The organism is Pseudomonas sp. PA-5-4B, from assembly GCF_021606215.1.
In the GTDB taxonomy this organism is placed as follows: domain Bacteria; phylum Pseudomonadota; class Gammaproteobacteria; order Pseudomonadales; family Pseudomonadaceae; genus Aquipseudomonas; species Aquipseudomonas edaphica.
The window spans coordinates 33587-58387 of sequence record NZ_WKDB01000011.1 but is presented as its reverse complement, the minus strand read 5'-3'; the positions used below and the strand labels follow the sequence as shown (position 1 = coordinate 58387).

Annotated in this window: 22 protein-coding genes; 11 read left to right on the top strand and 11 right to left on the bottom strand. The window is 59.9% G+C overall.

The features are described from left to right. Nucleotides 1–101: 101 nt before the first annotated feature. From GIW28_RS07915 to sdhC, 4 genes are read right to left on the bottom strand one after another with little or no spacing between them, the layout of a single operon-like run. Nucleotides 102–806, bottom strand: coding sequence for a succinate dehydrogenase iron-sulfur subunit (locus GIW28_RS07915; RefSeq protein WP_003172807.1), 705 nt, complete (start codon nt 804–806; stop codon nt 102–104). An 11-nt stretch (nt 807–817) separates the two neighbouring features. Next, nucleotides 818–2590, bottom strand: a complete 1773-nt coding sequence (gene sdhA / locus GIW28_RS07910; RefSeq protein ID WP_017134444.1) for a succinate dehydrogenase flavoprotein subunit — start codon at nt 2588–2590, stop codon at nt 818–820. Nucleotides 2591–2593: 3 nt separating this feature from the next. Further along, nucleotides 2594–2962 (bottom strand): succinate dehydrogenase, hydrophobic membrane anchor protein, encoded by a 369-nt coding sequence (gene sdhD / locus GIW28_RS07905; protein WP_003172805.1) that lies wholly within the window; start codon nt 2960–2962, stop codon nt 2594–2596. Continuing rightward, nucleotides 2956–3330, bottom strand: coding sequence for a succinate dehydrogenase, cytochrome b556 subunit (sdhC, locus tag GIW28_RS07900; protein ID WP_016979564.1), 375 nt, complete (start codon nt 3328–3330; stop codon nt 2956–2958). The genes sdhD and sdhC overlap by 7 nt, the downstream gene beginning before the upstream one ends. 364 nt (nt 3331–3694) lie before the next feature. On the opposite strand from sdhC, the gene gltA reads away from it, so the two are divergent. Then, nucleotides 3695–4984: a citrate synthase gene (gene gltA, locus GIW28_RS07895; protein WP_017134443.1), complete on the top strand. Its 1290-nt coding sequence runs from the start codon at nt 3695–3697 to the stop codon at nt 4982–4984. A 271-nt stretch (nt 4985–5255) separates the two neighbouring features. Here the strand turns inward: gltA and GIW28_RS07890 are convergent, their stop codons facing one another. The 3 genes from GIW28_RS07890 to GIW28_RS07880 form a co-directional block, all read right to left on the bottom strand. After that, nucleotides 5256–6914 carry a cation acetate symporter gene (locus GIW28_RS07890; RefSeq protein ID WP_017134442.1) on the bottom strand — a complete coding sequence of 553 codons (1659 nt, stop codon included), beginning with the start codon at nt 6912–6914 and terminating at the stop codon, nt 5256–5258. Then, entirely contained in the window at nt 6911–7222 is a 312-nt protein-coding gene (locus GIW28_RS07885; protein ID WP_017134441.1) for a DUF485 domain-containing protein, read from the bottom strand. The genes GIW28_RS07890 and GIW28_RS07885 overlap by 4 nt, the downstream gene beginning before the upstream one ends. A 231-nt stretch (nt 7223–7453) precedes the next feature. Next, nucleotides 7454–8305, bottom strand: a complete 852-nt coding sequence (locus tag GIW28_RS07880) for a glycine betaine ABC transporter substrate-binding protein (RefSeq protein WP_017136250.1) — start codon at nt 8303–8305, stop codon at nt 7454–7456. 332 nt (nt 8306–8637) lie between these two features. On the opposite strand from GIW28_RS07880, the gene GIW28_RS07875 reads away from it, so the two are divergent. Continuing rightward, nucleotides 8638–10191 (top strand): glycoside hydrolase family 17 protein, encoded by a 1554-nt coding sequence (locus GIW28_RS07875; RefSeq protein ID WP_236447700.1) that lies wholly within the window; start codon nt 8638–8640, stop codon nt 10189–10191. A 113-nt stretch (nt 10192–10304) separates the two neighbouring features. On the opposite strand, the gene GIW28_RS07870 is transcribed toward GIW28_RS07875, so the two are convergent. Beyond that, nucleotides 10305–10673, bottom strand: a complete 369-nt coding sequence (locus GIW28_RS07870) for a hypothetical protein (protein WP_099549028.1) — start codon at nt 10671–10673, stop codon at nt 10305–10307. A gap of 235 nt (nt 10674–10908) precedes the next feature. Between GIW28_RS07870 and GIW28_RS07865 the strand changes: the two genes are divergently transcribed. Both GIW28_RS07865 and GIW28_RS07860 read left to right on the top strand, forming a co-directional pair. Beyond that, nucleotides 10909–12207 (top strand): serine/threonine protein kinase, encoded by a 1299-nt coding sequence (locus GIW28_RS07865; RefSeq protein ID WP_236458952.1) that lies wholly within the window; start codon nt 10909–10911, stop codon nt 12205–12207. Continuing rightward, the gene (locus tag GIW28_RS07860) at nt 12200–12988 is read left to right on the top strand and encodes an MlaA family lipoprotein (RefSeq protein ID WP_017136246.1); all 789 of its coding nucleotides are present in this window, start codon (nt 12200–12202) and stop codon (nt 12986–12988) included. The genes GIW28_RS07865 and GIW28_RS07860 overlap by 8 nt, the downstream gene beginning before the upstream one ends. Before the next feature lie 29 nt (nt 12989–13017). Here the strand turns inward: GIW28_RS07860 and GIW28_RS07855 are convergent, their stop codons facing one another. Together GIW28_RS07855 and GIW28_RS07850 are read right to left on the bottom strand one after the other, a co-directional pair. Beyond that, complete coding sequence (locus tag GIW28_RS07855; RefSeq protein ID WP_236448092.1) at nt 13018–15015, bottom strand: FUSC family protein; 1998 nt, start codon at nt 15013–15015, stop codon at nt 13018–13020. Between the two features lie 65 nt (nt 15016–15080). Beyond that, nucleotides 15081–15986 carry a DUF808 domain-containing protein gene (locus tag GIW28_RS07850; protein WP_236448093.1) on the bottom strand — a complete coding sequence of 302 codons (906 nt, stop codon included), beginning with the start codon at nt 15984–15986 and terminating at the stop codon, nt 15081–15083. A gap of 133 nt (nt 15987–16119) precedes the next feature. On the opposite strand from GIW28_RS07850, the gene GIW28_RS07845 reads away from it, so the two are divergent. Beyond that, nucleotides 16120–16725 (top strand): TetR/AcrR family transcriptional regulator, encoded by a 606-nt coding sequence (locus GIW28_RS07845; protein ID WP_017136243.1) that lies wholly within the window; start codon nt 16120–16122, stop codon nt 16723–16725. A gap of 210 nt (nt 16726–16935) precedes the next feature. Next, nucleotides 16936–17394, top strand: a complete 459-nt coding sequence (locus tag GIW28_RS07840; protein WP_099549031.1) for an REP-associated tyrosine transposase — start codon at nt 16936–16938, stop codon at nt 17392–17394. A 127-nt stretch (nt 17395–17521) separates the two neighbouring features. Here the strand turns inward: GIW28_RS07840 and GIW28_RS07835 are convergent, their stop codons facing one another. Then, on the bottom strand, nt 17522–17962 hold the full coding sequence (locus tag GIW28_RS07835; RefSeq protein ID WP_017136241.1) for a GlcG/HbpS family heme-binding protein: 441 nt from the start codon (nt 17960–17962) through the stop codon (nt 17522–17524). Between the two features lie 256 nt (nt 17963–18218). On the opposite strand from GIW28_RS07835, the gene gcl reads away from it, so the two are divergent. The 5 genes from gcl to pyk all read left to right on the top strand — a co-directional run bounded on the left by gcl (nt 18219) and on the right by pyk (nt 24712). Then, nucleotides 18219–19994 carry a glyoxylate carboligase gene (gcl, locus tag GIW28_RS07830; protein WP_017136240.1) on the top strand — a complete coding sequence of 592 codons (1776 nt, stop codon included), beginning with the start codon at nt 18219–18221 and terminating at the stop codon, nt 19992–19994. A 10-nt stretch (nt 19995–20004) separates the two neighbouring features. Further along, on the top strand, nt 20005–20787 hold the full coding sequence (gene hyi, locus GIW28_RS07825) for a hydroxypyruvate isomerase (RefSeq protein WP_056857114.1): 783 nt from the start codon (nt 20005–20007) through the stop codon (nt 20785–20787). 180 nt (nt 20788–20967) lie between these two features. After that, nucleotides 20968–21858 carry a 2-hydroxy-3-oxopropionate reductase gene (locus GIW28_RS07820; RefSeq protein ID WP_026013623.1) on the top strand — a complete coding sequence of 297 codons (891 nt, stop codon included), beginning with the start codon at nt 20968–20970 and terminating at the stop codon, nt 21856–21858. A gap of 168 nt (nt 21859–22026) precedes the next feature. Beyond that, nucleotides 22027–23307: a glycerate kinase type-2 family protein gene (locus GIW28_RS07815; RefSeq protein ID WP_099549033.1), complete on the top strand. Its 1281-nt coding sequence runs from the start codon at nt 22027–22029 to the stop codon at nt 23305–23307. Further along, nucleotides 23297–24712 (top strand): pyruvate kinase, encoded by a 1416-nt coding sequence (gene pyk, locus GIW28_RS07810; RefSeq protein ID WP_236446631.1) that lies wholly within the window; start codon nt 23297–23299, stop codon nt 24710–24712. The genes GIW28_RS07815 and pyk overlap by 11 nt, the downstream gene beginning before the upstream one ends. Nucleotides 24713–24801: the final 89 nt, after the last annotated feature.

The window sequence follows — 24801 nt, the reverse complement described above, 5'->3', positions numbered from 1 at the left end:
GCGGCTTTGTAAGTCGCTGCTCAAGTTAAAACTACGGCGCCGGTTGAAGCCTGCGCCGTAGCATTTACGGGCACAACGGTCCTGCTTTGCTACAACGTCGCTTACACGCCGCTTTGCAGCAGCATGTTACGGATGTGACCAATGGCCTTAGTCGGGTTCAGGCCTTTGGGACATACGTTGACGCAGTTCATGATCCCGCGGCAGCGGAATACGCTGAACGGGTCATCCAGTGAAGCCAGACGCTCGGACGTCTTGGTGTCACGGCTGTCTGCCAGGAAGCGGTACGCTTGCAGCAGGGCAGCTGGACCCAGGAACTTGTCCGGGTTCCACCAGAAGGACGGGCACGAGGTCGAGCAGCAAGCGCACAGGATGCACTCGTACAGACCGTCGAGCTTTTCACGCTCTTCAGGGGACTGCAGACGTTCGATGGCCGGAGCCGGCGTGTCGTTCTGCAGGAACGGCTTAACTTTCTCGTATTGCTTGTAGAAGATGCTCATATCGACCACCAGGTCACGGATAACCGGCAAACCTGGCAGAGGACGAACGATCAGCTTGTTACCTTTAACAACAGCCGACAGCGGCGTGATGCACGCCAGGCCGTTTTTGCCGTTGATGTTCATGCCGTCGGAGCCACAAACGCCCTCACGGCAAGAGCGACGATAGGAGAAACCTTCGTCCTGCTCTTTGATCAGTGCCAGTACATCCAGCACCATCAGGTCTTTACCACCGGTATCGACCTGAAATTCCTGCATGAACGGCGCGGCGTCCTGATCAGGGTTGTAGCGGTAAACACTGACTTTCAACATGGCAGCCACCCTTAGTAAGTCCGAATCTTCGGTTCAAACGTCGGCACCGTCTTCGGCGAGAAGTTCACGGCACGCTTGGTCACGCGCTTGTCACCCGGGAAGTACAGGGTGTGGCACAACCAGTTTTCGTCGTCGCGATCTTCAAAGTCTTCACGGGCGTGGGCACCACGGGATTCTTTACGAACCTCGGCGGCGATCGCAGTGGCTTCGGCCACTTCCAGCAGGTTTTGCAGCTCAAGGGCTTCGATACGAGCCGTGTTGAACGCCTGGCTCTTATCGTTGATCTTGACGTTGGCGATGCGCGTGCGCAGGTCGGCCAGCTGGGCAATACCCTTCTGCATGTATTCGCCGGTACGGAATACACCGAAGTAGTTCTGCATGCAGCTTTGCAGCTCGCGACGCAGGGTAGCCACGTCTTCGCCATCGGTACGCTCGTTCAGAGCGTTCAGGCGCGCCAGGGCGGCCTCGATGTTGGCGTCGGTGGCGTCATCGTATTCGATGCCGTCGGTCAGGGCTTTTTCCAGGTGCAGGCCGGCAGCACGACCGAATACCACCAGGTCGAGCAGCGAGTTGCCGCCCAGACGGTTGGCACCGTGTACCGATACGCAAGCCACTTCGCCTACGGCGAACAGACCGTGGATGATCTCGTCCACGCCTTCGGCGTTCTGGGTGATCGCCTGGCCATGAATGTTGGTCGGCACGCCGCCCATCATATAGTGGCAAGTCGGAACAACCGGAACCGGAGCAACTACCGGGTCAACGTGCGCAAAAGTCTTGGACAATTCGCAGATACCTGGCAGGCGGCTGTGCAGGACTTCTTCACCGAGGTGATCGAGTTTCAGCAGTACGTGGTCGCCGTTCGGGCCACAGCCGTTACCGGCGATGATTTCCTTAACCATCGAACGGGCCACAACGTCACGACCTGCAAGGTCTTTGGCGTTCGGAGCATAACGCTCCATGAAACGCTCGCCGTGCTTGTTGATCAGGTAACCACCTTCACCACGGCAACCTTCTGTAACCAGTACACCGGCGCCGGCGATGCCGGTCGGGTGGAACTGCCACATTTCAATGTCTTGTACCGGCACGCCAGCACGCAGGGCCATGCCGACGCCGTCACCGGTGTTGATCAGGGCATTGGTGGTCGACGCGTAGATACGACCTGCACCGCCGGTTGCCAGCACAGTAGCCTTGGCACGGATGTAGGTGGTTTCACCGGTTTCGATGCAGATGGCGATCACACCGACGAAGGCGCCGTCGGCGTTCTTCACCAGGTCAACGGCGTAGTACTCGTTCAGGAACGTGGTACCGGCTTTCAGGTTGCCCTGATAAAGGGTATGCAACAGCGCGTGACCGGTACGGTCGGAAGCGGCGCACGTACGGGCAGCCTGCCCGCCTTTACCGTAATCCTTCGACTGGCCGCCGAATGGACGCTGGTAGATACGACCTTGCTCGGTACGCGAGAACGGCAGACCCATGTGGTCCAGCTCGAACACGGCGGCCGGGCCTTCCTGACACATGTACTCGATAGCGTCCTGGTCACCGATGTAGTCGGAACCCTTGACGGTATCGTACATGTGCCAGCGCCAGTCATCGTTCGGGTCGGCGGAGGCGATGGCGCAGGTGATGCCACCCTGGGCCGACACAGTGTGGGAACGGGTCGGGAACACCTTGGTGATCACGGCAGTCTTGTGACCGCCCTGAGCCAGCTGCAGCGCTGCGCGCATGCCGGCACCGCCGCCACCAATAATGATGGCGTCGAAGGAAATAGTTGGAATGTTAGCCATGAATCAGATACCCCAAAGAATCTGCACACCCCAGACGAAGTACGCGAACATCGCAACGCCGCAGACTGCCTGGAAGAGAAAACGTACTGCAGTCGCGGACTTGCCCAGCGCCATCGGCGTCAGGTAGTCGGTCGCGATGGTCCACATGCCGACCCAGGCGTGAGCGCCCAGGGCTACAAGGGCCAGCAGACTGAAGATTCGCATCGCATTGTGGGAAAACAGGCCATGCCATTGCTCATAGCCGATGCCCGGGTTTGCGACGAGGTATCCGATCAGGAAAATGAAATAAGCCGCGAGAACGACCGCAGACACACGCTGTGCCATCCAGTCATAGAGGCCCGAACGCGAAAGGTTCGTAACGCTGGTTACCATATCCAAACTCCTGCCAGAACGATCAGCACCACGGAAATGGCGATGATGATTTTCGAGCCCAGGCGGCCGCCTTCCAGCGTCTCACCGATACCCGCATCCATGATCAAGTGGCGCACACCGGCTACCAGGTGATACAGCAGAGCGGACAGGAGGCCCCATGCTACGAACTTGGCCAGCGGGCTGGTCAAGCATGCCTTCACCTCGGCGTATCCTTCCTCGGAACCCAGGGATTTGCTCAATGCATAAAGCATGATGCCCAAGCCCAGGAACAGGATGATGCCGGAAACACGGTGCAGGAACGACGTAACGCCGGTGATGGGGAGTTTGATGGTCCTTAGGTCTAGGTTTACAGGTCGTTGGCTATTCACGGCTTTTTTTCACACTGAAGAGCCCCTAACAATCAGGGCAAAGTTGTTGGGGAGTGCACTGGTCAGGTAAGCACCACCCAGGGAGTGCGACCCCCAATGAAAGCAAGCCCAAAAGCCCTTGGCGGTCGGTGGCCGAGTATAGACAGTTAGGTTACTAATGACAACGCGCACTCCTCACCCTAATAGCGGATTGCGCTGGCGGTATAAAAGGCGTAAATGGCAGTCAATTTCGACGAAAAAGTATGGTTAAAGCCTTCTGGAGCAAGACTTTAGGCAAATTGACATCTGGATTTATATCAATATAGTGGTGCGGGCCCTGCGTGGGGGGTCTGTCTGATGATTTGAAGCATAAATAGGAGGCCACATGGCTGACAAAAAAGCGCAGTTGATCATCGAGGGCGCAGCCCCCGTCGAGCTGCCCATTTTAACCGGCACCGTTGGTCCCGATGTTATCGACGTACGGGGCCTGACGGCCACGGGCCGTTTCACATTCGACCCAGGCTTCATGTCGACCGCCTCTTGCGAGTCGAAGATCACCTATATCGATGGTGACAATGGTATTTTGCTGCACCGCGGCTACCCGATCGAACAGCTTGCTGAACAGTCGGACTACCTGGAAACCTGCTACCTGCTGCTAAATGGCGAATTGCCAACAGCTGAGCAGAAAGCCCAGTTCGTCAGCACCGTGAAGAACCACACCATGGTTCACGAGCAGTTGAAGACCTTCTTCAACGGCTTCCGTCGCGACGCCCACCCGATGGCCGTCATGTGCGGTGTAGTCGGCGCCCTGTCGGCCTTCTATCACGACTCCCTGGACATCAATAACCCGCAGCATCGCGAAATTTCCGCGATCCGCCTGGTTGCCAAGATGCCAACCCTGGCCGCAATGGTTTACAAGTACTCCATGGGTCAACCCATGATGTACCCGCGCAACGACCTGACGTACGCGGAAAACTTCCTGCACATGATGTTCAACACCCCGTGCGAGATCAAACCGATCAGCCCGGTGCTGGCCAAGGCGATGGACAAGATTTTCATCCTCCACGCCGACCACGAGCAAAACGCCTCCACCTCCACCGTACGTCTGGCGGGTTCTTCGGGTGCCAACCCGTTCGCCTGTATCGCCGCCGGCATTGCCGCATTGTGGGGCCCTGCCCACGGCGGTGCGAACGAAGCCGTGCTGACCATGCTCGATGAAATCGGCGATGTGTCCAACATCGACAAGTTCATCGCCAAGGCCAAGGACAAGGAAGATCCGTTCAAACTGATGGGCTTCGGTCACCGCGTCTACAAGAACCGTGACCCGCGTGCCACCGTGATGAAACAGACCTGCGACGAAGTGTTGAAGGAGCTGGGCATCAAGAACGATCCGCAACTCGAACTGGCCATGCGCCTGGAAGAGATCGCCCTGACCGACCCTTACTTCATCGAACGCTCGCTGTACCCGAACGTCGACTTCTACTCGGGGATCATCCTCAAGGCGATCGGCATTCCAACCAGCATGTTCACCGTGATCTTCGCCTTGGCACGTACTGTCGGCTGGATCTCGCACTGGAAAGAAATGCTCTCCAGCCCGTACAAGATTGGCCGTCCGCGCCAGCTGTACACCGGCTACGAGTCGCGTGATATCACCAAACTGGAAGATCGCAAGTAAGCATCTAACTATTTGGTCTTAAAAACGGCCTCCTTTCACAAGGAGGCCGTTTTTATTTGTGCAGGAATTGAGCGCAAGACCGGAGGCCAGCGCCAACCGGGACGCAGAGCGTCCATGGCTGTATTCCCACGCAGAGCATGGGAACGATCGGCGTAGAGGCACTTTATTGATGCAAGCGTTGAGAAACTGTTTTGTGAAATCCGTTACCAATAAAAGCAAAAAAATGCCCCGATCTCACGACCGGGGCATTTTTTTGTAACCGTTACAAATATTAGTGATTAACCGCTCCGCTTGCCCCCAAGCCAGTCTGCGAACGCACAAACTGCGGGAAGTACAGCGCACGCTCTTTTTCTGCCGCCGCCGACTTGTCAGTGATGGAGAAGAACCAGATGCCGACGAACGCAATGATCATCGAGAACAGCGCCGGGTACTCGTAAGGGAAGATCGCTTTTTCATGGTGCAGGATCGACACCCAGATGGTCGGGCCAAGGATCATCAGGCCGACGGCACTGATCAAGCCCAGCCAGCCGCCAATCATGGCGCCACGGGTGGTGAGGTTTTTCCAGTACATGGAAAGCAGCAGCACCGGGAAGTTACAGCTGGCAGCAATCGAGAACGCCAGGCCGACCATGAACGCGATGTTCTGGCTTTCGAACAGGATACCCAGGCCGATCGCCAACACGCCCAACGCCACGGTGGTGATCTTCGACACGCGAATCTCATCTTTCTCGTTGGCCTTGCCCTTCTTGATCACACTGGCGTACAGGTCATGGGACACCGCCGAAGCACCGGCCAGGGTCAAACCGGCAACCACTGCCAGGATGGTGGCAAACGCCACGGCCGAGATGAAGCCGAGGAAAATGCTGCCACCCACCGCGTTGGCCAGGTGCACCGCCGCCATGTTGTTACCGCCGAGCAAGGCACCTGCAGCATCCTTGAACGCCGGGTTGGTGCTCACCAGCAGGATCGCGCCAAAGCCGATGATAAACGTCAGGATATAGAAGTAGCCGATGAAACCGGTGGCATACAGCACGCTCTTACGTGCTTCCTTGGCGTCGCTTACGGTGAAGAAGCGCATCAGGATGTGCGGCAGGCCGGCCGTACCGAACATCAGCGCCAGGCCCAGCGAGAATGCCGAAATCGGATCTTTCACCAAGCCGCCGGGACTCATGATCGCCTCACCTTTAGGGTGAACCTTGATCGCCTCGGAAAACAGCATGTTGAAGTCGAAGTTGACGTGCTTCATCACCATCAACGCCATGAACGAAGCACCGGACAGCAACAGCACCGCCTTGATGATTTGCACCCAAGTGGTTGCCAGCATGCCGCCAAACAGCACATACATGCACATCAGGATACCCACGAGGATCACCGCTACGTGGTAGTCCAGACCGAACAGCAGCTGAATCAGCTTGCCCGCCCCTACCATTTGCGCGATCAGGTAGAACGCCACCACCACCAGCGAGCCACAGGCCGACAGACTGCGGATCTGGGTTTGCCCCAGGCGATAGGACGCCACGTCGGCAAAGGTGTACTTGCCCAGGTTACGCAGGCGCTCGGCGATCAGGAACAGAATGATCGGCCAGCCCACCAGGAAGCCGATCGAGTAGATCAGGCCATCGTAGCCGGAGGTGAACACCAGCGCGGAAATCCCCAGGAAGGACGCCGCCGACATGTAGTCGCCGGCAATCGCCAGGCCGTTCTGGAAACCGGTGATCTTGCCGCCGGCCGCATAGTAGTCGGCCGCCGACTTGTTGCGTTTGGACGCCCAGTAGGTGATGCACAACGTCGCGCCGACGAAGACCACGAACATCAGGATCGCTGCAACGTTCAGCGGTTGTTTGTGCACTTCACCGGTCAATGCATCCGCCGCCCAAACGGCGGGCGCAAAGACCGAAGCGCCAAGTACAGCCAATAGACGACGGATCATTGCGCAGCCTCCTTGAGAATCGCATTGTTCAGGTCGTCGAATTCGCCGTTGGCGCGTCGTACATAGATGCCGGTGAGGACAAAGGCCGAGACAATCAGGCCGACCCCGATGGGGATGCCCCAGGTGATGGATGAGCCGGGGCTGAGTTTGGCCCCCAGTATTTGTGGCCCGTAGGCAATCAACAGGATGAAAGCGGAGTAAAGCCCTAGCATGATCGCCGAGAGTATCCAGGCGAACCTTTCCCTTTTTCTGACCAGCTCCTTGAAACGCGGGCTGTTTTGAATCGAGAGGTAAATGCTGTCGTTCATTGTTTTTATCCTCGCAGCACAGCTTTTTATTATTTTGGAACATATCCACTGTATGCGGCTGCGGAACAGGTTCCAGACGACCTTAGTAGTAGAGGGAGTGTAGCGAGGGTTTACGGGCGTGCGAGGCTAATGTGGGAGCGGGCTTGCCCGCGATGGCGGTGTATCAGTCAAAACATCTGTGACTTATACGCCGCCATCGCGGGCAAGCCCGCTCCCACAAGGGTTAGTGCTTTATTTTGCGGTCCACTCCGCGACACGTTCAGGGTGCTTGGCGACCCAATCCTTGGCCGCGGCATCAGGCTTGGCGCCCTCTTGAATTGCCAGCATCACTTCGCCGATTTCGTCCTTGGAGGCCCACTGGAATTTCTTCAGGAAAGCGGCGACTTCCGGCGCTTTCTTCTCCAGGCCCTTGCTGCCGATGCTGTTGACGGTCTCAGCAGCACCATAAATCCCTTTTGGGTCGTCCAGAAAGCGCAGTTTCCACTTGGCGAACATCCAGTGTGGCACCCAGCCGGTCACCGCAATGGATTCCTGCTTGTCTTCGGCACGGGTCAGCTCGGCGATCATCGCAGCGCCCGAACTGGCTTGCAGTTTGTAGTCCAGGCCATAGGCCTTGATGGCTTCGTCGGTCTTGAGCATCACGCCTGAACCGGCGTCGATGCCGACGATCTTGTTCTTGAAGGTGGTGTCGGTCTTGAGGTCTTCGATGGACTTGGCTTTAACGTACTCCGGCACGATCAGGCCAATTTTGGCATCCTTGAAGTTGGGGCCGTAGTCGACCACCTTGTCCTTGTTCTTGGTCCAGTATTCACCGTGAGTCACGGGCAGCCAGGCGGAGAGCATGGCGTCGAGTTTGCCGGTAGCTACGCCCTGCCACATGATCCCGGTAGCGACCGCTTGCAGTTTCACGTCGTAACCGAGTTTTTCCCTGATCACCTCGGCTGCCACATGGGTCGTGGCAACGCTGTCGGACCAACCATCTACATAGCCGATGCTCAGGGTTTTGCTGTCGGCGCTGGCCAGTGTGGAGCCCATCGCAACTACCAGAGTGGCAGCTGCGCCCAAGAGTCGTCGCATCTTCATAATACTTCCCCGAAAGTGCTGCGCTCGGCGGATGCCGAGCGACGTCAACCTGTTGTTATAGGGTGCATCGCGCCCCCTTCACGCGCGTCGATCACGGTGGTGCGCCGCCAGTGGAGTGCTGACACTTCGATCATCAACCTGCCGGGGCCTTGGACCTGCTCTGTCAGCGACCTCGGGTAAGCAAGAAACGACATCACATCGCCAGCAGGACAGTTCCTAGGACTTGGCGTCAATTTCCCGCCCGAACTTTGCATGTCTAAATTATGCAGCCCCACTGGGACGGGCCAAATCCGGGTAAGATGCGCGCCTTTGCTCCCCCAGATAAGCTGACCATGCCCGCGACTGCCCGCTTTCCTGCCCTGCCCTATTTCTGCGCCTTGATCCTCGGCGTGCTTGCCCTCGTCGGCTATTGGTACGGCCTTGGCCGACCGGTGGTGTTGCCGGATGTGGCCAGTGCCAGCCACAAGATGCAATGCGCGTCCTACACGCCGTTCGACAAGGACCAGTCGCCGTTCGACCAGCCGTTCAAACTGCGCCCTGAGCGCATGGACGCCGACCTGGCGCTGCTGGCCACCCGTTTTGAATGCATCCGCACTTATTCCATGACCGGCCTGGAAGCCCTGCCTGGCATGGCGCGCAAGCATGGTTTGAAGGTGATGGCCGGCGCTTGGGTCAGCAGTGACCCGGTGGCAACCGAAAAAGAAATCAAAGAATTGATTGCTGCTGCCAATGCCAACCCCGATGTGGTCACTTCGGTGATCGTCGGTAACGAGGCCCTGCTGCGCAAGGAAGTCACCGCCAGGCAGTTGGTGACGCTGATCCATCAGGTCAAAAGCCAGATCAAGCAGCCGGTCACTTATGCCGATGTGTGGGAGTTCTGGCTGCAACACCCGGAAATCGCCCCGGCGGTGGATTTCCTGACCATTCACCTGCTGCCCTACTGGGAAGATGACCCGTCGGGCATCGACCAGGCCCTCAAGCATGTTGGGGATGTGCGCCAGACCTTTGGCAACAAATTCGCCCCTAAAGATGTGCTGATCGGCGAGACCGGCTGGCCCAGCGAAGGCCGCCAGCGCGAAACCGCGGTGCCGAGCCGGGTCAACGAGGCCAAGTTCATGCGTGGTTTTGTGGCCATGGCCGAGGCCAATGGCTGGCGCTACAACCTGATCGAAGCGTTTGACCAGCCGTGGAAACGCGCCAGCGAAGGTGCAGTCGGTGGTTACTGGGGCTTGTTTGACGCCGACCGCCAGGACAAGGGTATCCTTGCCGGGCCGGTGAGTAACGTGCCGTATTGGCCGCTGTGGCTGGGCATCGGCGGCCTGATTCTGCTGGGCACTCTGGCACTGGGCGGCCGGGTGCGCAGCGCGCGTGCCGCATTCATGCTGCCATTACTCGGCGTAGTGGCCGCCTGCTCCATTGGCACCTGGGCCGAGCTGACCCGTGTCACAGCACGTTTCAACGATGAATGGGTGTGGGCGGGCTTACTGGTGGTGTTGAACCTGTTGGTACTGGCCCATGCCGCGCTGGCTTTAAGCGCTCGGGAAGCTTGGCGGGAACGCGCCTTCACTTGGCTGGAGCAACGCGCAGGTTGGCTGGTGGCAATTGCCGGGTTCGCCGGTGCAGTGATGATGCTGGCGCTGGTGTTTGACCCGCGCTATCGCAGCTTCCCAAGTGCGGCACTGGTATTGCCGGCACTGGTTTACCTGGTTCGCCCGGTCACCGGCCCGCGTCGGGAGATTGCGCTGCTGGCCTTCATTATTGGCGCCGGCATTGCGCCGCAGCTGTATCGCGAAGGCTTGCTGAACCAGCAGGCGTGGGGTTGGGCGGTGGTCAGCGTGTTGATGGTTGTAGCGTTGTGGCGTTGCTTGCGGGTGCGCAAAGCTTAAAAATGCTATCGCAGGCAAGCCAGCTCCCACATTCGACCGAATTCCATTGGATGCACCCAATCTAATGTGGGAACTGGCTTGTCGAATCGTCGCACCGCTGCGATGAGGCTCTATCAGACGCCCCGAGGCTTCCTGACCAACCGCAACCCCGCAATCACCACCGCAAACACCGCAAACGTGGTGTTATACAACGCCAGTGCCGGCAACCCGAACACCATCCCCAACACCGCCAAACCCCAGCCCGCTCGCCCCGGCACAAAAAACGCCAGCACCGACGTGACCAATGCGGCCCAGCCCAATACCTTGAAGTGAATCATCAGCCCCAGGTTCGAGCGCAACTGGCATTCCCAGCGGCTGGCCTCGTCAACGCAGACCCCCACCCACTGGCCGTCTTCCATAAACCCGTAACGGGCGCCATAACTGGCGGCCAACCATAACGGCAGGGCAATAAGCAGCAGGATCAGTGGCAAACGACGGGACATGGGGTACTCCGATAGGCAAAAACGGCGCTCAGCTTAATGCGCCGGCAGCCGTTAGCAAGGCGCATACACACAATTAGTGTTCATCAATGCATGGCAACGTGTATCTTCTGGCTACTATTACCCCGATTCCGTGGTTTTTTCCGACTTTTAGTGCCGAGGGCTGGCACTTCGGTGGCAACGCGGTGGTCATAGCCTGCGAACTTCATTCAGCACGTTTCCTCTTAGGGATTAAGTCATGCTCCGTTCCTTGCGCTGCGCTGCCTTGCTGGGCAGCCTATTTTTGAGTGCGTCAGCACTGGCCGTCGATATCGACCCAGCCAGCTATGGCTACCCTTTGACCAACCCGTTCGAAGCGACTATCGCCACCACTCCGCCGAGTCTGCGCCCGCAATTGCCGAGCGACGACGAGATCAACCAGTCCGACTACAGCCTGACCATGCGCCCTGAGCGCCAGTTCAGCCTGCCGGACAACTTCTGGGCGGTGAAGAAACTCACCTACCGCATCGCCAAGCAAGACCACGCCGCACCGCTGATTTTCCTGATTTCCGGCACCGGTGCGCGGTATGACAGCAGCATCAACGAATACCTCAAAAAGCTCTATTACAAAGCTGGCTACCACGTGGTCCAGTTGTCCTCGCCCACCAGCTTCGACTTCATCGCCGCGGCTTCGCGCTTCGCCACTCCCGGCATTACCCAGGAAGACGCCGAAGACATGTACCGCGTGATGCAGGCGGTGCGCGCGCAGAACTCCACGCTGCCGGTGACCGACTACTACCTCTCCGGCTACAGCCTGGGCGCTTTGGACGCGGCATTTGTGAGCAAGCTCGACGAGACCCGCCGCAGCTTCAACTTCAAGAAAGTGCTGCTGCTCAACCCGCCGGTCAACCTCTACACCTCGATCACCAACCTCGACAAGCTGGTACAGACCGAGGTCAAGGGCATCAACAACACCACCACGTTTTATGAGCTGGTGCTGAGCAAGCTGACCCGTTACTTCCAGCAAAAAGGCTACATCGACCTCAACGATGCCCTGCTCTACGACTTCCAGCAGTCCAAGCAGCACTTGACCAACGAACAGATGGCGATGCTGATCGGCACCTCGTTCCGCTTCTCGGCGGCCGACATTGCCTTCACCTCGGACCTGATCAACCGTCGCGGCCTGATCATCCCGCCGAAATACCCGATCACCGAAGGCACCAGCCTCACGCCGTTCCTCAAGCGTGCGCTGCAATGCGACTTCGACTGCTACCTCACCGAACAAGTGATCCCGATGTGGCGCGCGCGCTCCGACGGCGGCAGCCTGCTGCAACTGATCGATCAGGTCAGCCTGTATGCCCTCAAGGACTACCTGCACGACAGCCCGAAAATTGCCGTGATGCACAACGCCGACGACTTGATCCTCGGCCCTGGCGACCTGGGTTTCCTGCGTAAAACCTTCGGCGATCGCTTGACCGTCTACCCGTTGGGCGGCCACTGCGGCAACCTCAATTACCGCGTCAACGCCGACGCCATGCTGGAGTTCTTCCGTGGCTAAATATCTTCTGCTGCTTGCCGCCTTGATGTGCGCAGGCGTGGCCAATGCCGACAACAGCAAGGCCCACGAGCCGGTCAAAGTCGGCGCCGACGGTTTCAAGGAACCGCTGACCAAACTCAAGTTCAACCCGGGCCTGGACCAGCGTGAATTCGAGCGTTCATCACTGACGGCACTTAACGTCTATGACCCGCTGGAGTCGTGGAACCGCCGCGTGTACCACTTCAACTACCGCTTCGACCAATGGGTGTTCCTGCCGGTGGTCAACGGCTACACCTACGTCACTCCCAGCTTCCTGCGTACCGGTGTGAGCAACTTCTTCAACAACCTGGGCGATGTGCCCAACCTGGTGAACAGCCTGTTGCAACTCAAGGGCCACCGCTCCCTGGAAACCACCGGGCGCCTGCTTCTCAACACCACCATCGGCATCGCCGGCCTGTGGGACCCGGCCACCGCCATGGGCCTGCCGCGCCAGAGCGAAGACTTCGGCCAGACCCTGGGCTTCTACGGCGTCCCTGGCGGCGCCTACCTGGTGCTGCCGATCTTCGGCCCCTCGAACCTGCGTGACACTACCGGCCTGATCGTCGACTACGGCGCCGAGACCGAGATCAACTTCCTCAACGTCTCCAAGGTCAGCGAAAACCACCCGGAAATCTGGGCTTTGCGCGCCGTCGACAAGCGCTACCAGACCAGCTTCCGCTACGGTCAGATGAACTCGCCGTTTGAGTATGAAAAGGTGCGCTACATCTATACCGAGTCGCGCAAGTTGCAGATCGCCGAGTAACCTCCCTGCAGGAGCTGGTTCGCCAGCTCCTACTGCTCAACGCCCCGTTGAAACCATTTCTGCCAGGTAAACCGCAACTGCAGCACCGCCGCCCTGGCCATCTCCCGATCCTGCTCCGTCAACCCCGACGGCCGCTCAAGTGCTTGAAGCAGTGCAGCACTTGGCCCATCCAGCATCCCCGCCGTTGCCAAGCCTGGCCCCGCGTGCCTGAGTATCACCGCCAACTGCCGTAGATAATCATCACGCTCGCCAGCCAAGGCGCCCTGGCTGCCCGCAAGGCTTGCACGCAACTCCAGCAACTCATCACCCAGGTCCAACCCGAGCAGGCCATTGTCCCAATGGGTACGACGCTCGGCGGGCAAGGTTTGGCTGTAGCGTGACAGGCGAATCAAGCGATCGGCCATGCGCCCGCCAAACCAGCTCTCGGCCTGCTCCAGAGGGCGCGAAGTCAACTGCGCCAAATCGAACAACGAAGCCTTGAACATACGCCGGTAGTGTCGCTCGCCAGGGTTGAGCTGAATCAGGCGAAACACCAGCACCGCAATCCCGACGCCCACCAAGGTCGCGATGGCCTTGTTGAGGAAGGCGGCAATGTCGTAGCTCATCAGGTTACTCGGCCCGACGTTGTTGACGAAGAAGATACAAAACGCCGAAGCGGTGGCCACAAGTTTTGCCCGGCTCATGCACAGCGAGGCGAAAAACAACGGCACGCCCAACGCCACGCATAACAGCGCGAAAGCATCAAACCCGGGCAACAAGGCAAAGCGCACAAAGCCGGCTATCGGGATCGACAGCGCAATGCCCTTGAGAAAATTGAGGCCCGACGCAGAAGGGTTTTCCCGTGCGGCAAACAGGCTCAAGACCACGCCGCTGATCGACACTGCGCCCAGGCCCGAGGGCCAGTCGGTAAAAATCCAGAATGCCGCAACGGCCAGAAACGCCAAGGCACTGCGCAGCCCACCGAGCATGCCTTGCTCGATATCCCGATGCCAGGACAGGGCGCCTGGCGCACCGGACGGCACCCTGCCGGCTTCGACGGCCGCCAGGGTCACTGTGCCCACGTCAATCAAGCGCAGCACCTCGGCCAATTGCACCAGGCAAAAGTGCGCCTCCGCGCTCAAACCTGGATCACCCAGCGCCAACCTCAGGCGCTGCGAGAGTGCAGGCAGCGCATCGGGCCGCTCTTGCTGTAGCGTCGCGGCCACCTCGTCCACCCAAGGCGCCACGCGGGTCGTATCTTCCAGCATCAGTCGCTGCCGTGCCACGCCGCGGGCCGCGCGCAAGAGTCCCAGCAAGTCCCGGCTCAGCACCCGCAGCGCCTGGGATCTGCGCCGGCCCTTGGGGCCTTCGAACCAGGCATGGTCACGCTGGGCATCAACTGCAACCAGACGGCCCAGTGCTTCGAGCAACCCCTTGCGCTGATCGGTGCCCAGCAGCTCCGACGCCGCGGCGCGCAGGCCCGCCTGCCAGGCCGCACGGCCTTGAACCGCCAGCGTCTGCTCAACCCGGCGCGGCCATAAAATCGTGCTGGCGATAGACGCGCAGAGAATCCCCAGGCTGATTTCCTGGCAACGGGCTACCGCCTCATCGAAAACCCCAAGCGGCGCCGCAGTCGCAGGCAGCGCGATAATCGCCGTGGTGTAGCCCGCCAGCACAAACCCATAAGAGGCGTGATTGCGCAGCAACGACGCGCCTGTGGTGCAAAACGCCAACCACAACGCCATGCACAGTAGAAACAACAAAGGCGCTTGGCCGAAGACAGCAATCATCACCACCGAAGCCGCCGCGCCCACAAACGTGCCCAGTAACCGATAGGCACCCTTGGCCAAGACCATGCCGCTGGTGGACTGGCCGACGATAAATACCGTGGTCAGCGCCCATTGCGGCTGCTGCAAGTCCAAGCAAAAGGCCAGATACAACGCGACCCCGCCGGCGATCATGTTGCGCAACGCAAACAGCAGATCGTCCCGCGAGGGCGCCAGGGTGGCTTGCCAGAAGTCAGGCAGTTGAAACGTGGAAAGCTTCATTCAGCGAACACATAGATAGCTAGCTAATGATTAGCATAGTATCTATATACCCGCCGAATGCCAATCTAGCGTTTCAGCACGCGCCACACTTTGCCTACCAGTGAAACCACGGCCAGCACCAGCGCCCCGGCAATAATCCCGGCCACTGCGTTGAGCAACGTAGGCATCAACCACGCCACCCCGCCAACGTTCTGACTGACGCTCTCGATCCAGTGATGCACCACCGGCACGCCATGGGTGAGTATGCCGCCGCCGACCATGAACATCGCCGCTGTGCCGATCACCGACAGACTTTTCATCATGTAAGGCGCGGCGCGCAAGATCGCCCCACCGATACTGCGAGCCGCCTGGCCGGGCTTTTGCGTCAGCCACAGACCCAGGTCATCGAGCTTGACGATACCGGCCACCAGCCCGTACACGCCAATGGTCATGACAATGGCGATGCCCGACAGCACTATCACTTGCTGCATCAAAGGCGCATCCGCAACGGTACCCAGGGTGATGGCGATGATTTCCGCCGAGAGGATGAAATCGGTGCGAATTGCACCTTTGATCTTGTCCTTCTCAAATGCCACCAAGTCAGTCGCCGGATCAGCCACGGCTTCAACCAGGTGAGCCTGTTCTTCGGTGCGTTTATGCAAGAAGGTGTGCGCAAGCTTCTCAAAGCCTTCAAAACACAAATAGGCGCCGCCGAGCATCAACAGCGGCGTGACCGCCCACGGCGCAAAAGCGCTGATCAGCAATGCCGCCGGCACCAGGATCAGTTTGTTGACAAACGACCCCTTGGCCACCGCCCACACCACAGGGATTTCCCGCTCGGCGCGCACGCCGGAAACCTGCTGGGCGTTGAGTGCCAAGTCATCGCCCAGCACGCCGGCGGTCTTCTTGGCGGCCATTTTGGTCATCAGCGCAACGTCATCGAGTACGGCGGCGATATCGTCGATCAATACCAACAAGCTGCTTCCTGCCATCAATCGGGCTTCCATAAGAATGAGAAACGCCGAGCATAGCGCGGCGCAAAGCTTTACGGGCGCATTCTTGAGGCTCGCGGATAGCCGGTGCTACCATGCACAACCGCCGATCTGGCAAGGAAACTCCTGGTTTATGAGCACCATTCGCGAGCGCAATAAAGAAAAGATCCTGCGGGCGGCCAGCGAGGAGTTTGCCGACAAGGGCTTCGCCGCGACCAAAACCAGCGACATCGCCGCCAAGGCCGGGCTGCCCAAGCCCAACGTCTATTACTACTTCAGGTCCAAGGACAACCTCTACCGAGAGGTGCTCGAAAGCATTATCGAGCCGATCCTGGCCGCCTCCACACCGTTCAACCCCGAGGGCGAGCCGTCGGTGGTGCTGAGCAACTACATCCGCTCGAAAATCCGCATCTCCCGCGATTTGCCGTTTGCATCCAAGGTGTTTGCCAGCGAAATCATGCACGGCGCCCCGCACCTGAGCCCCGAGCAGATCGAGCAGCTCAACGCCCAGGCCAAGCACAACATCAACTGCATCCAAAGCTGGGTAGATCGCGGCCTGATCGCCGCCATAGACCCCAACCACCTGATGTTCAGCATCTGGGCGGCGACGCAGACGTATGCCGATTTTGACTGGCAGATATCGGCGGTGACCGGCAAAGCCAAGCTGGATGAAGCGGATTATGAGGCAGCGGCGCAAACGATTATTCGGTTGGTGTTGAAGGGGTGTGAGTTGGGCTGATGGGCCGAGGTGCCGGTGCTATTCGCGAGCAAGCCCGCTCCCACATTTTGATCCGCGCGAGACATAAATTGTATTAACACCGCAGACCCCATGTGGGAGCGGGCTTGCTCGCGAAAGCGCCCATCCAGACACATCCTGCCAAAAGCCTGCCGATCAGCATCAGCCACCGAGATCTAGCCTCTCAGAACCCATCTGAAGAGAGGCCATGGAATGCCTGATCTAGCGACTTCACACCGCCTGCGCATCGGGCGGTTCAGCGAACCGAACCGCGTCTACCTGATCACCACCAACACCCAGGAGCGAGTCCCACTATTCGGCGACTTTCACCTCGGCCGCCTGGTGGTCTGGCAGTTCAGACTGGCCCAATACCAAGGCCTGGCTAATTCATTGGCCTGGGTGGTGATGCCAGACCATTTCCACTGGCTGATCGAACTGCAAAAAGGCTCGTTGGGGGATTTGATGTGTCAGGTGAAATCCAAAAGTACGCGATCGGTGAATGGTGCAACCGGGCGCAAGGGCCGGCTTTGGCAAACCGGTTTTCATGATCGGGCACTGCGCAGGGAGGATGATTTGGTAAAAATGGCCAGGTATGTGGTGGCCAATCCACTGCGAGCAGGGTTGGTAGAGCGGATTGGCGACTATCCGTTGTGGGATGCGATTTGGGTTTAAAGCCAAGACCGGGTCGCCGCCTTCGCGAGCAAGCCCGCTCCCACACTTGACCGAGTTCCACCTTTGGAATGCAGCCAAGTGTGGGAGCGGGCTTGCTCGCGAAGAGGCCCTTACAGTCACCACAGAATCAAGCAGAAACCCCCGCATCCGCCAACAACCCCACCCCCTCGATCGCCGTAATCGCGCATTGCTCATCAATATCCGAGGTATCCCCGCTGATCCCGATCGCCCCCAGCACTACCCCATCCTGATTCCGTATCAACACACCACCCGGTGCCGGCACCACGCTGCCCTGCCCCAGGCTGTTCAACGCGGCGATAAACGCCGGGCGCTGCTGTGCGTCCAGCGCCAGCAAGCGCGAGCCCTTGCCCAGTGCAATCGCGCCCCAGGCCTTGCCGATGGCGATTTGTGGGCGCAGCAGGCTGGCGCCGTCTTCGCGTTGCAGGGTGATCAAGTGGCCGCCGCTGTCGAGCACCGCGATGGTCAGCGGCGCAGCCGAGATCGTGCGGCCAGCGGTGAGGGCCTGGCTGGCCAGTTGGGTGGCAAGTTTCAAGGTTAAAGCGCTCATGGTGCCGTCCTTCTTTTGTTATTGGGAATGCGGTGGAGGTCTGTTTGATCAGATGCTCGATCAAACAAATAGAACACAATGACATTTATTTTTGTATACAATATTTTCGCACAAAGGCTCCACACGTCGAAAAAAGTGCTTCCGACGAACGCCATGGCCACTTTGCAAAATGCATTGACCTTCGCCGCTCGCCGTGAATACACTTTGTCCAGACACCAATTGTATACAATTACAAAACGCAAGAGGCACCAAAACCATGAGCAAAATGAGAGCAATCGAAGCCGCCGTCCTGGTAATGCGCCGTGAAGGCGTGGACACCGCCTTCGGTATCCCGGGCGCCGCGATCAACCCGCTGTATTCGGCCTTGCAGAAGGTCGGTGGCATCGATCACGTCCTTGCTCGCCACGTTGAAGGCGCCTCGCACATGGCCGAGGGCTACACCCGCACCAAGGCCGGCAATATCGGCGTGTGCATCGGTACTTCCGGCCCGGCGGGCACCGACATGGTCACCGGCCTGTACAGCGCCTCGGCCGACTCGATCCCGATTCTGTGCATCACCGGCCAGGCCCCACGTGCACGGATGCACAAGGAAGACTTCCAGGCCGTGGATATCACCAGCATCGTCAAGCCGGTGACCAAGTGGGCGACCACTGTTCTGGAGCCCGGCCAAGTGCCCTACGCGTTCCAGAAAGCCTTCTATGAAATGCGCTCCGGCCGCCCTGGCCCGGTGCTGATCGACCTGCCGTTCGACGTGCAGATGGCCGAGATCGAATTCGATATCGACGCCTACCAGCCACTGCCGCTGGCCAAGCCCTTGGCTACGCGCATCCAGGTGGAAAAAGCCCTGGCGCTGCTGGATGCGGCCGAACGCCCCTTGCTGGTCAGCGGTGGCGGCGTGATCAATGCCGACGCCAGCGAGTTGCTGGTTGAATTTGCTGAACTCACCGGCATCCCGGTGATCCCGACCCTGATGGGCTGGGGCACGATCCCGGACGATCACCCGCTGATGGTGGGCATGGTCGGCCTGCAAACCTCGCACCGTTATGGCAACGCAACGATGCTCAAGTCGGACGTGGTGCTGGGCATCGGCAACCGCTGGGCCAACCGCCACACTGGTTCGGTGGAGGTATACACCGAAGGCCGCAAGTTCATTCACGTCGACATCGAACCGACGCAGATTGGCCGCGTGTTCACGCCGGACCTGGGCATAGTGTCTGACGCCGGTTCTGCGCTGACGATGTTCATTGAAGTGGCCCGCGAGTGGAAAGCCGCCGGCAAGCTCAAGGATCGCAGCGCCTGGCTGCATGACTGCCAGCAGCGCAAGGCCACCCTGCACCGCAAGACCCACTTCGACAACGTGCCGGTCAAGCCGCAACGCGTGTACGAAGAGATGAACCAGGTGTTCGGCAAAGACACCTGTTACGTCAGCACCATCGGCCTGTCGCAGATTGCCGGCGCGCAATTCCTGCACGTATACAAGCCACGTCACTGGATCAACTGCGGCCAGGCCGGCCCCTTGGGCTGGACCATTCCGGCGGCACTCGGCGTGGTCAAGGCCGACCCGAGCCGCAAGGTGGTGGCGTTGTCGGGCGACTATGACTTCCAGTTCATGATCGAAGAGCTGGCGGTGGGCGCGCAGTTCAAGCTGCCGTACATCCACGTAGTGGTGAACAACTCCTACCTGGGCCTGATTCGCCAGGCCCAGCGCGGGTTTGAAATGGACTACTGCGTGCAGCTGTCCTTCGACAACCTCAACGCCCCGGAACTCAACGGGTATGGCGTTGACCACGTCGCTGTCGCCGAAGGCTTGGGTTGCAAGGCGCTGCGCGTATTCGAGCCGGGCCAGATCCAGCCGGCGTTGCGCAAGGCGCAGGAAATGATCGAAGAATTCAAGGTTCCGGTGATTGTTGAGATTATTCTGGAACGCGTGACCAATATTTCCATGGGCACCGAGATCAACGCCGTCAACGAATTCGAAGATCTGGCCCTGGTCGGCAACGACGCGCCGACTGCCATTTCCCTGCTCGATTAAGGAGAACCCTATGCCGCGTTTTGCCGCCAACCTGTCCATGCTGTTTACCGAGCAGGACTTTCTCGCCCGTTTCAAAGCGGCCGCCGACGCCGGCTTCCAGGGTGTGGAATACCTGTTCCCGTACGAGTTCAGCTCCGCCGAGATCAAGGCGCAGTTGGATGCCAACGGCCTGACCCAAGTGCTGTTCAACCTGCCGGCCGGTGACTGGGCCAAGGGCGAGCGCGGCCTGGCATGCCACCCGGATCGGGTCGAGGAGTTCCGTGCCGGGGTCAAGCTGGCCATCGCCTACGCCCAGGTGCTGGGCAATACCCAGATCAACTGCCTGGCCGGGATTCGCCCCGCCGGTGTGGATGACGAAACCGTAGAAAAGACCTTTGTCGCCAACCTCAAGTACGCTGCCGACAAGCTGCAAGCGGCGGGCATCAAGCTGGTGATGGAGATGATCAACACCCGCGACATCCCGGGTTTCTACCTGAACAACACGGCGCAGGCCCTGTCGATTCGCGAGCAGGTGGGCAGCGCCAACCTGTTCCTGCAATACGACATCTACCACATGCAAATCATGGAAGGCGACCTGGCCCGAACCATGGCCGCGCACCTGGGTGAGATCAACCACATCCAGTTGGCCGACAACCCTGGGCGTAACGAGCCGGGGACCGGGGAGATCAACTATCGCTTCCTGTTCGAGCATCTGGATCGGATTGGTTATGCCGGTTGGGTCGGTTGCGAGTACAAGCCGCTGACCACCACCGAGGCGGGACTGGGTTGGCTCAAAACCCATAACGCCATCTGACTGACACAACACAACAACACAACAGAATGTGGGAGCTGGCTTGCCTGCGATGCGGACACTGCGGTGTATCAGGCAAAACCGGGTGATGCCATCGCAGGCAAGCCAGCTCCCACATTTGGATCTTCAGTGTTTGGTGGACCGTGTCCGCCCTGCACCTAGAATAAAAAGAGGATGTTGATCATGGCTAAAATCGGATTTATCGGCACCGGCATCATGGGCCAACCCATGGCCGCCAACCTGCAAAAGGCTGGTCACCAACTGTTCCTGTCCGAGCATCACGGCAAGGCGCCCGAAGCCCTGATCGCGGCCGGCGCCGTGGCCTTGGCCAACCCGCAGCAAGTCGCCCAGGAAGCCGAGTTCATCATCGTGATGGTGCCCGACACCCCACAGGTGGACGATGTGCTGTTCCGCGCCGACGGTGTTGCCGCCGGCCTGTCACCCAACAAAGTAGTGATCGACATGAGTTCGATCTCCCCCACCGCCACCAAGGCCTTTGCCGCCAAGATCAATGCAACCGGCGCGCAATACCTCGACGCGCCTGTGTCCGGCGGTGAAGTCGGCGCCAAGGCCGGCACCTTGAGCATCATGATCGGTGGCGAGCCGCAGACGTTCGAACGCGCCCTGCCGCTGTTCCAGGCCATGGGCAAGAACATCACCCTGGTCGGCGGCAATGGCGATGGCCAGACCGCCAAGGTGGCGAATCAGATCATCGTCGCGCTGAACATCCAGGCAGTGGCCGAAGCACTGCTGTTCGCATCGAAGAACGGCGCCGACCCGGCCAAGGTGCGCGAAGCGCTGATGGGCGGGTTTGCTTCGTCGAAGATCCTGGAAGTGCATGGCGAGCGCATGATCAAGGGCACCTTTGATCCGGGCTTCCGCATCAACCTGCACCAGAAAGACCTCAACCTGGCGCTGGCCGGGGCCAAGGAGCTGGGGATCAACCTGCCGAACACGGCTGGCACGCAGCAGGTGTTCAGCACGTGCACGGCGATTGGTGGCGGTAATTGGGACCACTCGGCGCTGATCAAAGGGTTGGAGCATATGGCGAATTTTTCGATTCGCGATAAGTAATTCGATTTGAAATGCAGGCCAATGTGGGAGCTGGCTTGCCTGCGATAGCGGTCTTTCAGTTAGACATTCATTGCCTGGTACACCGCTATCGCAGGCAAGCCAGCTCCCACATTTTGATCCCGTTTCAAGTCTTAATTCTAATAACAAGAATCCCCCGGGAGCCCGCTTATGTCGGTCGATCCGCAACACCTGCTTCGCGAGCTGTTTGCCACAGCCATCGACGCCGCCCACCCCCGACAAGTCCTTGAACCTTATCTGCCCGCCGACCGCAGCGGCCGTGTAATCGTGATCGGCGCCGGCAAAGCCGCGGCCGCCATGGCGCTGGTGGTCGAGAACTGCTGGCAGGGCGAAGTCTCGGGCCTGGTGGTCACCCGTTACGGCCACGGCGCACCGTGCAAGAAAATCGAAGTGGTCGAGGCCGCACACCCGGTGCCCGATGCGGCCGGCCTGGCCGTCGCCAAGCGTGTGCTGGAACTGATCAGCAACCTCACCGAAGACGACCGCGTGATCTTCCTGCTCTCCGGCGGTGGTTCGGCCTTGCTGGCCCTGCCCGCCGAAGGCATCACCCTGGCCGACAAACAAACCATTAACAAAGCCTTGCTCAAATCCGGCGCGACCATTGGCGAGATGAATTGCGTGCGCAAGCACCTCTCGGCCATCAAGGGCGGCCGGTTGGCCAAGGCCGCATGGCCGGCGACGGTGTACACCTACGCCATCTCGGATGTGCCGGGCGACCAGGCCACAGTGATCGCCTCCGGCCCCACCGTCGGCGACCCGAGCACCTCGCAGCAAGCCCTGGCGATTCTCAAGCGCTACGGCATTGAGGCGTCGGCGTCGGTGCGCAGCTGGTTGCAGAACCCAGCCTCGGAAACCGTCAAACCCGGCGACCCGGTGCTCGCCCGCAGCCACTTCCAATTGATCGCCCGCCCGCAGCAATCGCTGGAAGCGGTAGCGGTGAAAGTTCGCCAGGCCGGGTTCAGCCCGTTGATCCTCGGTGACCTCGAAGGTGAAGCACGCGACGTGGCCAAGGTACACGCCGGTATCGCCCGGCAGATCGTGCAGCATGGCCAGCCCTTGGCGGCGCCGTGCGTGATTCTCTCGGGCGGTGAAACCACCGTCACCGTGCGCGGCAATGGCCGTGGCGGGCGTAATGCCGAATTCCTGCTGAGCCTGACCGACAGCCTCAAAGGCCTGCCCGGCGTGTACGCACTGGCCGGTGACACCGACGGCATCGACGGCTCCGAAGACAACGCCGGCGCAATCATGACCCCGTGCAGCTACCGCCGCGCCGAAGCCCTGGGCCTGTCGGCCAGCGACGAGCTGGACAACAACAATGGCTATGGCTACTTCGCCGCACTCGACGGTTTGATCGTCACCGAGCCGACCCGCACCAATGTCAATGACTTGCGCGCCATCCTGATTCTTGAGACTGCCAAACATGACGCCTGACAAGAAAGTCAAAATCCTCGCCACCCTCGGCCCGGCCACTGACGGCATCGATGACATCCGCGAGCTGGTGGAAGCCGGGGTGAATATCTTCCGGCTGAACTTCAGCCACGGCGAGCATGCCGACCACGCCCAGCGCTACCAGTGGATTCGCCAGGTGGAGCGCCAGCTCAACTACCCGCTGGGCATCCTCATGGACCTGCAAGGGCCGAAGCTGCGGGTCGGGCGCTTTGCCGAGGGCAAAGTGCAACTGGTGCGCGGCCAGGCGCTGCGCCTGGACCTGGACCCGACCCCGGGCGATCAGCGCCGGGTCAACCTGCCCCATCCCGAGATTATCGCGGCGCTGGAGCCGGGCATGGACCTGCTGCTGGACGACGGCAAATTGCGCCTGCGCGTGATCACCAAACATGCCGACGCCATCGACACCACCGTGCTCAATGGCGGCGAGCTGTCCGACCGTAAAGGCGTGAATGTGCCGCAAGCGCTGCTGGAACTCAGCCCGCTGACCGCCAAGGACCGCCGCGACCTGAGCTTCGGCCTGGAGCTGGGCGTGGATTGGGTGGCGCTGTCGTTTGTGCAACGTCCGGAAGATATCCGCGAAGCCCGCGAACTGATCGGCGACAAAGCCTTCCTGATGGCCAAGATCGAAAAACCCTCAGCCGTGCTGCGCTTGCAGGAGATCGCCGAACTGAGCGACGCGATCATGGTTGCAAGAGGCGACCTGGGCGTGGAAGTGCCCGCCGAGAGCGTGCCGCAGATCCAGAAAGACATCATCAGCACTTGCCGCCAATTGGGTAAACCGGTGGTGGTGGCCACGCAGATGCTCGAATCCATGCGCTTCTCACCGGCACCGACCCGCGCCGAAGTGACCGACGTGGCCAACGCCGTGGCCGAAGGCGCGGACGCGGTGATGCTCTCGGCCGAAACCGCCTCGGGCGAATACCCACTGGAAGCCGTGCAGATGATGAGCAAGATCATCCGCCAAGTGGAAAACGGCCCGGATTACCAGACGCAACTGGATGTGAGCCGGCCCAAGGCGGATGCCACGGTGTCGGACGCCATCAGCTGCGCGATCCGGCGCATCAGCAGCATCCTGCCAGTGGCGGTGCTGGTGAACTACAGCGAGTCCGGCAGTTCCAGCCTGCGCGCGGCGCGGGAACGGCCGGTGGCGCCGATCCTCAACCTCACGCCGAACCTGTCCACGGCGCGGCGTTTGAGTGTGGCCTGGGGCGTGCATTCGGTGGTCAATGACCGGCTGCGCCAGGTGGACGAGGTGTGCTCGACGGCGCTGGAGATTGCCCAGGCGCAGGGCATGGCGCAGCGCGGGGACACCCTGGTGATTACCGCGGGAGTGCCGTTCGGGCAGCCGGGGTCGACCAATTCGTTGCGTATCGAGACGTTGATTTAGCGTCTGTAAGGGCCTCATCGCGGGCAAGCCAGCTCCCACAGTTGATTGGGTTCACACCTCTTTATGTGTGAACACAGCCAACTGTGGGA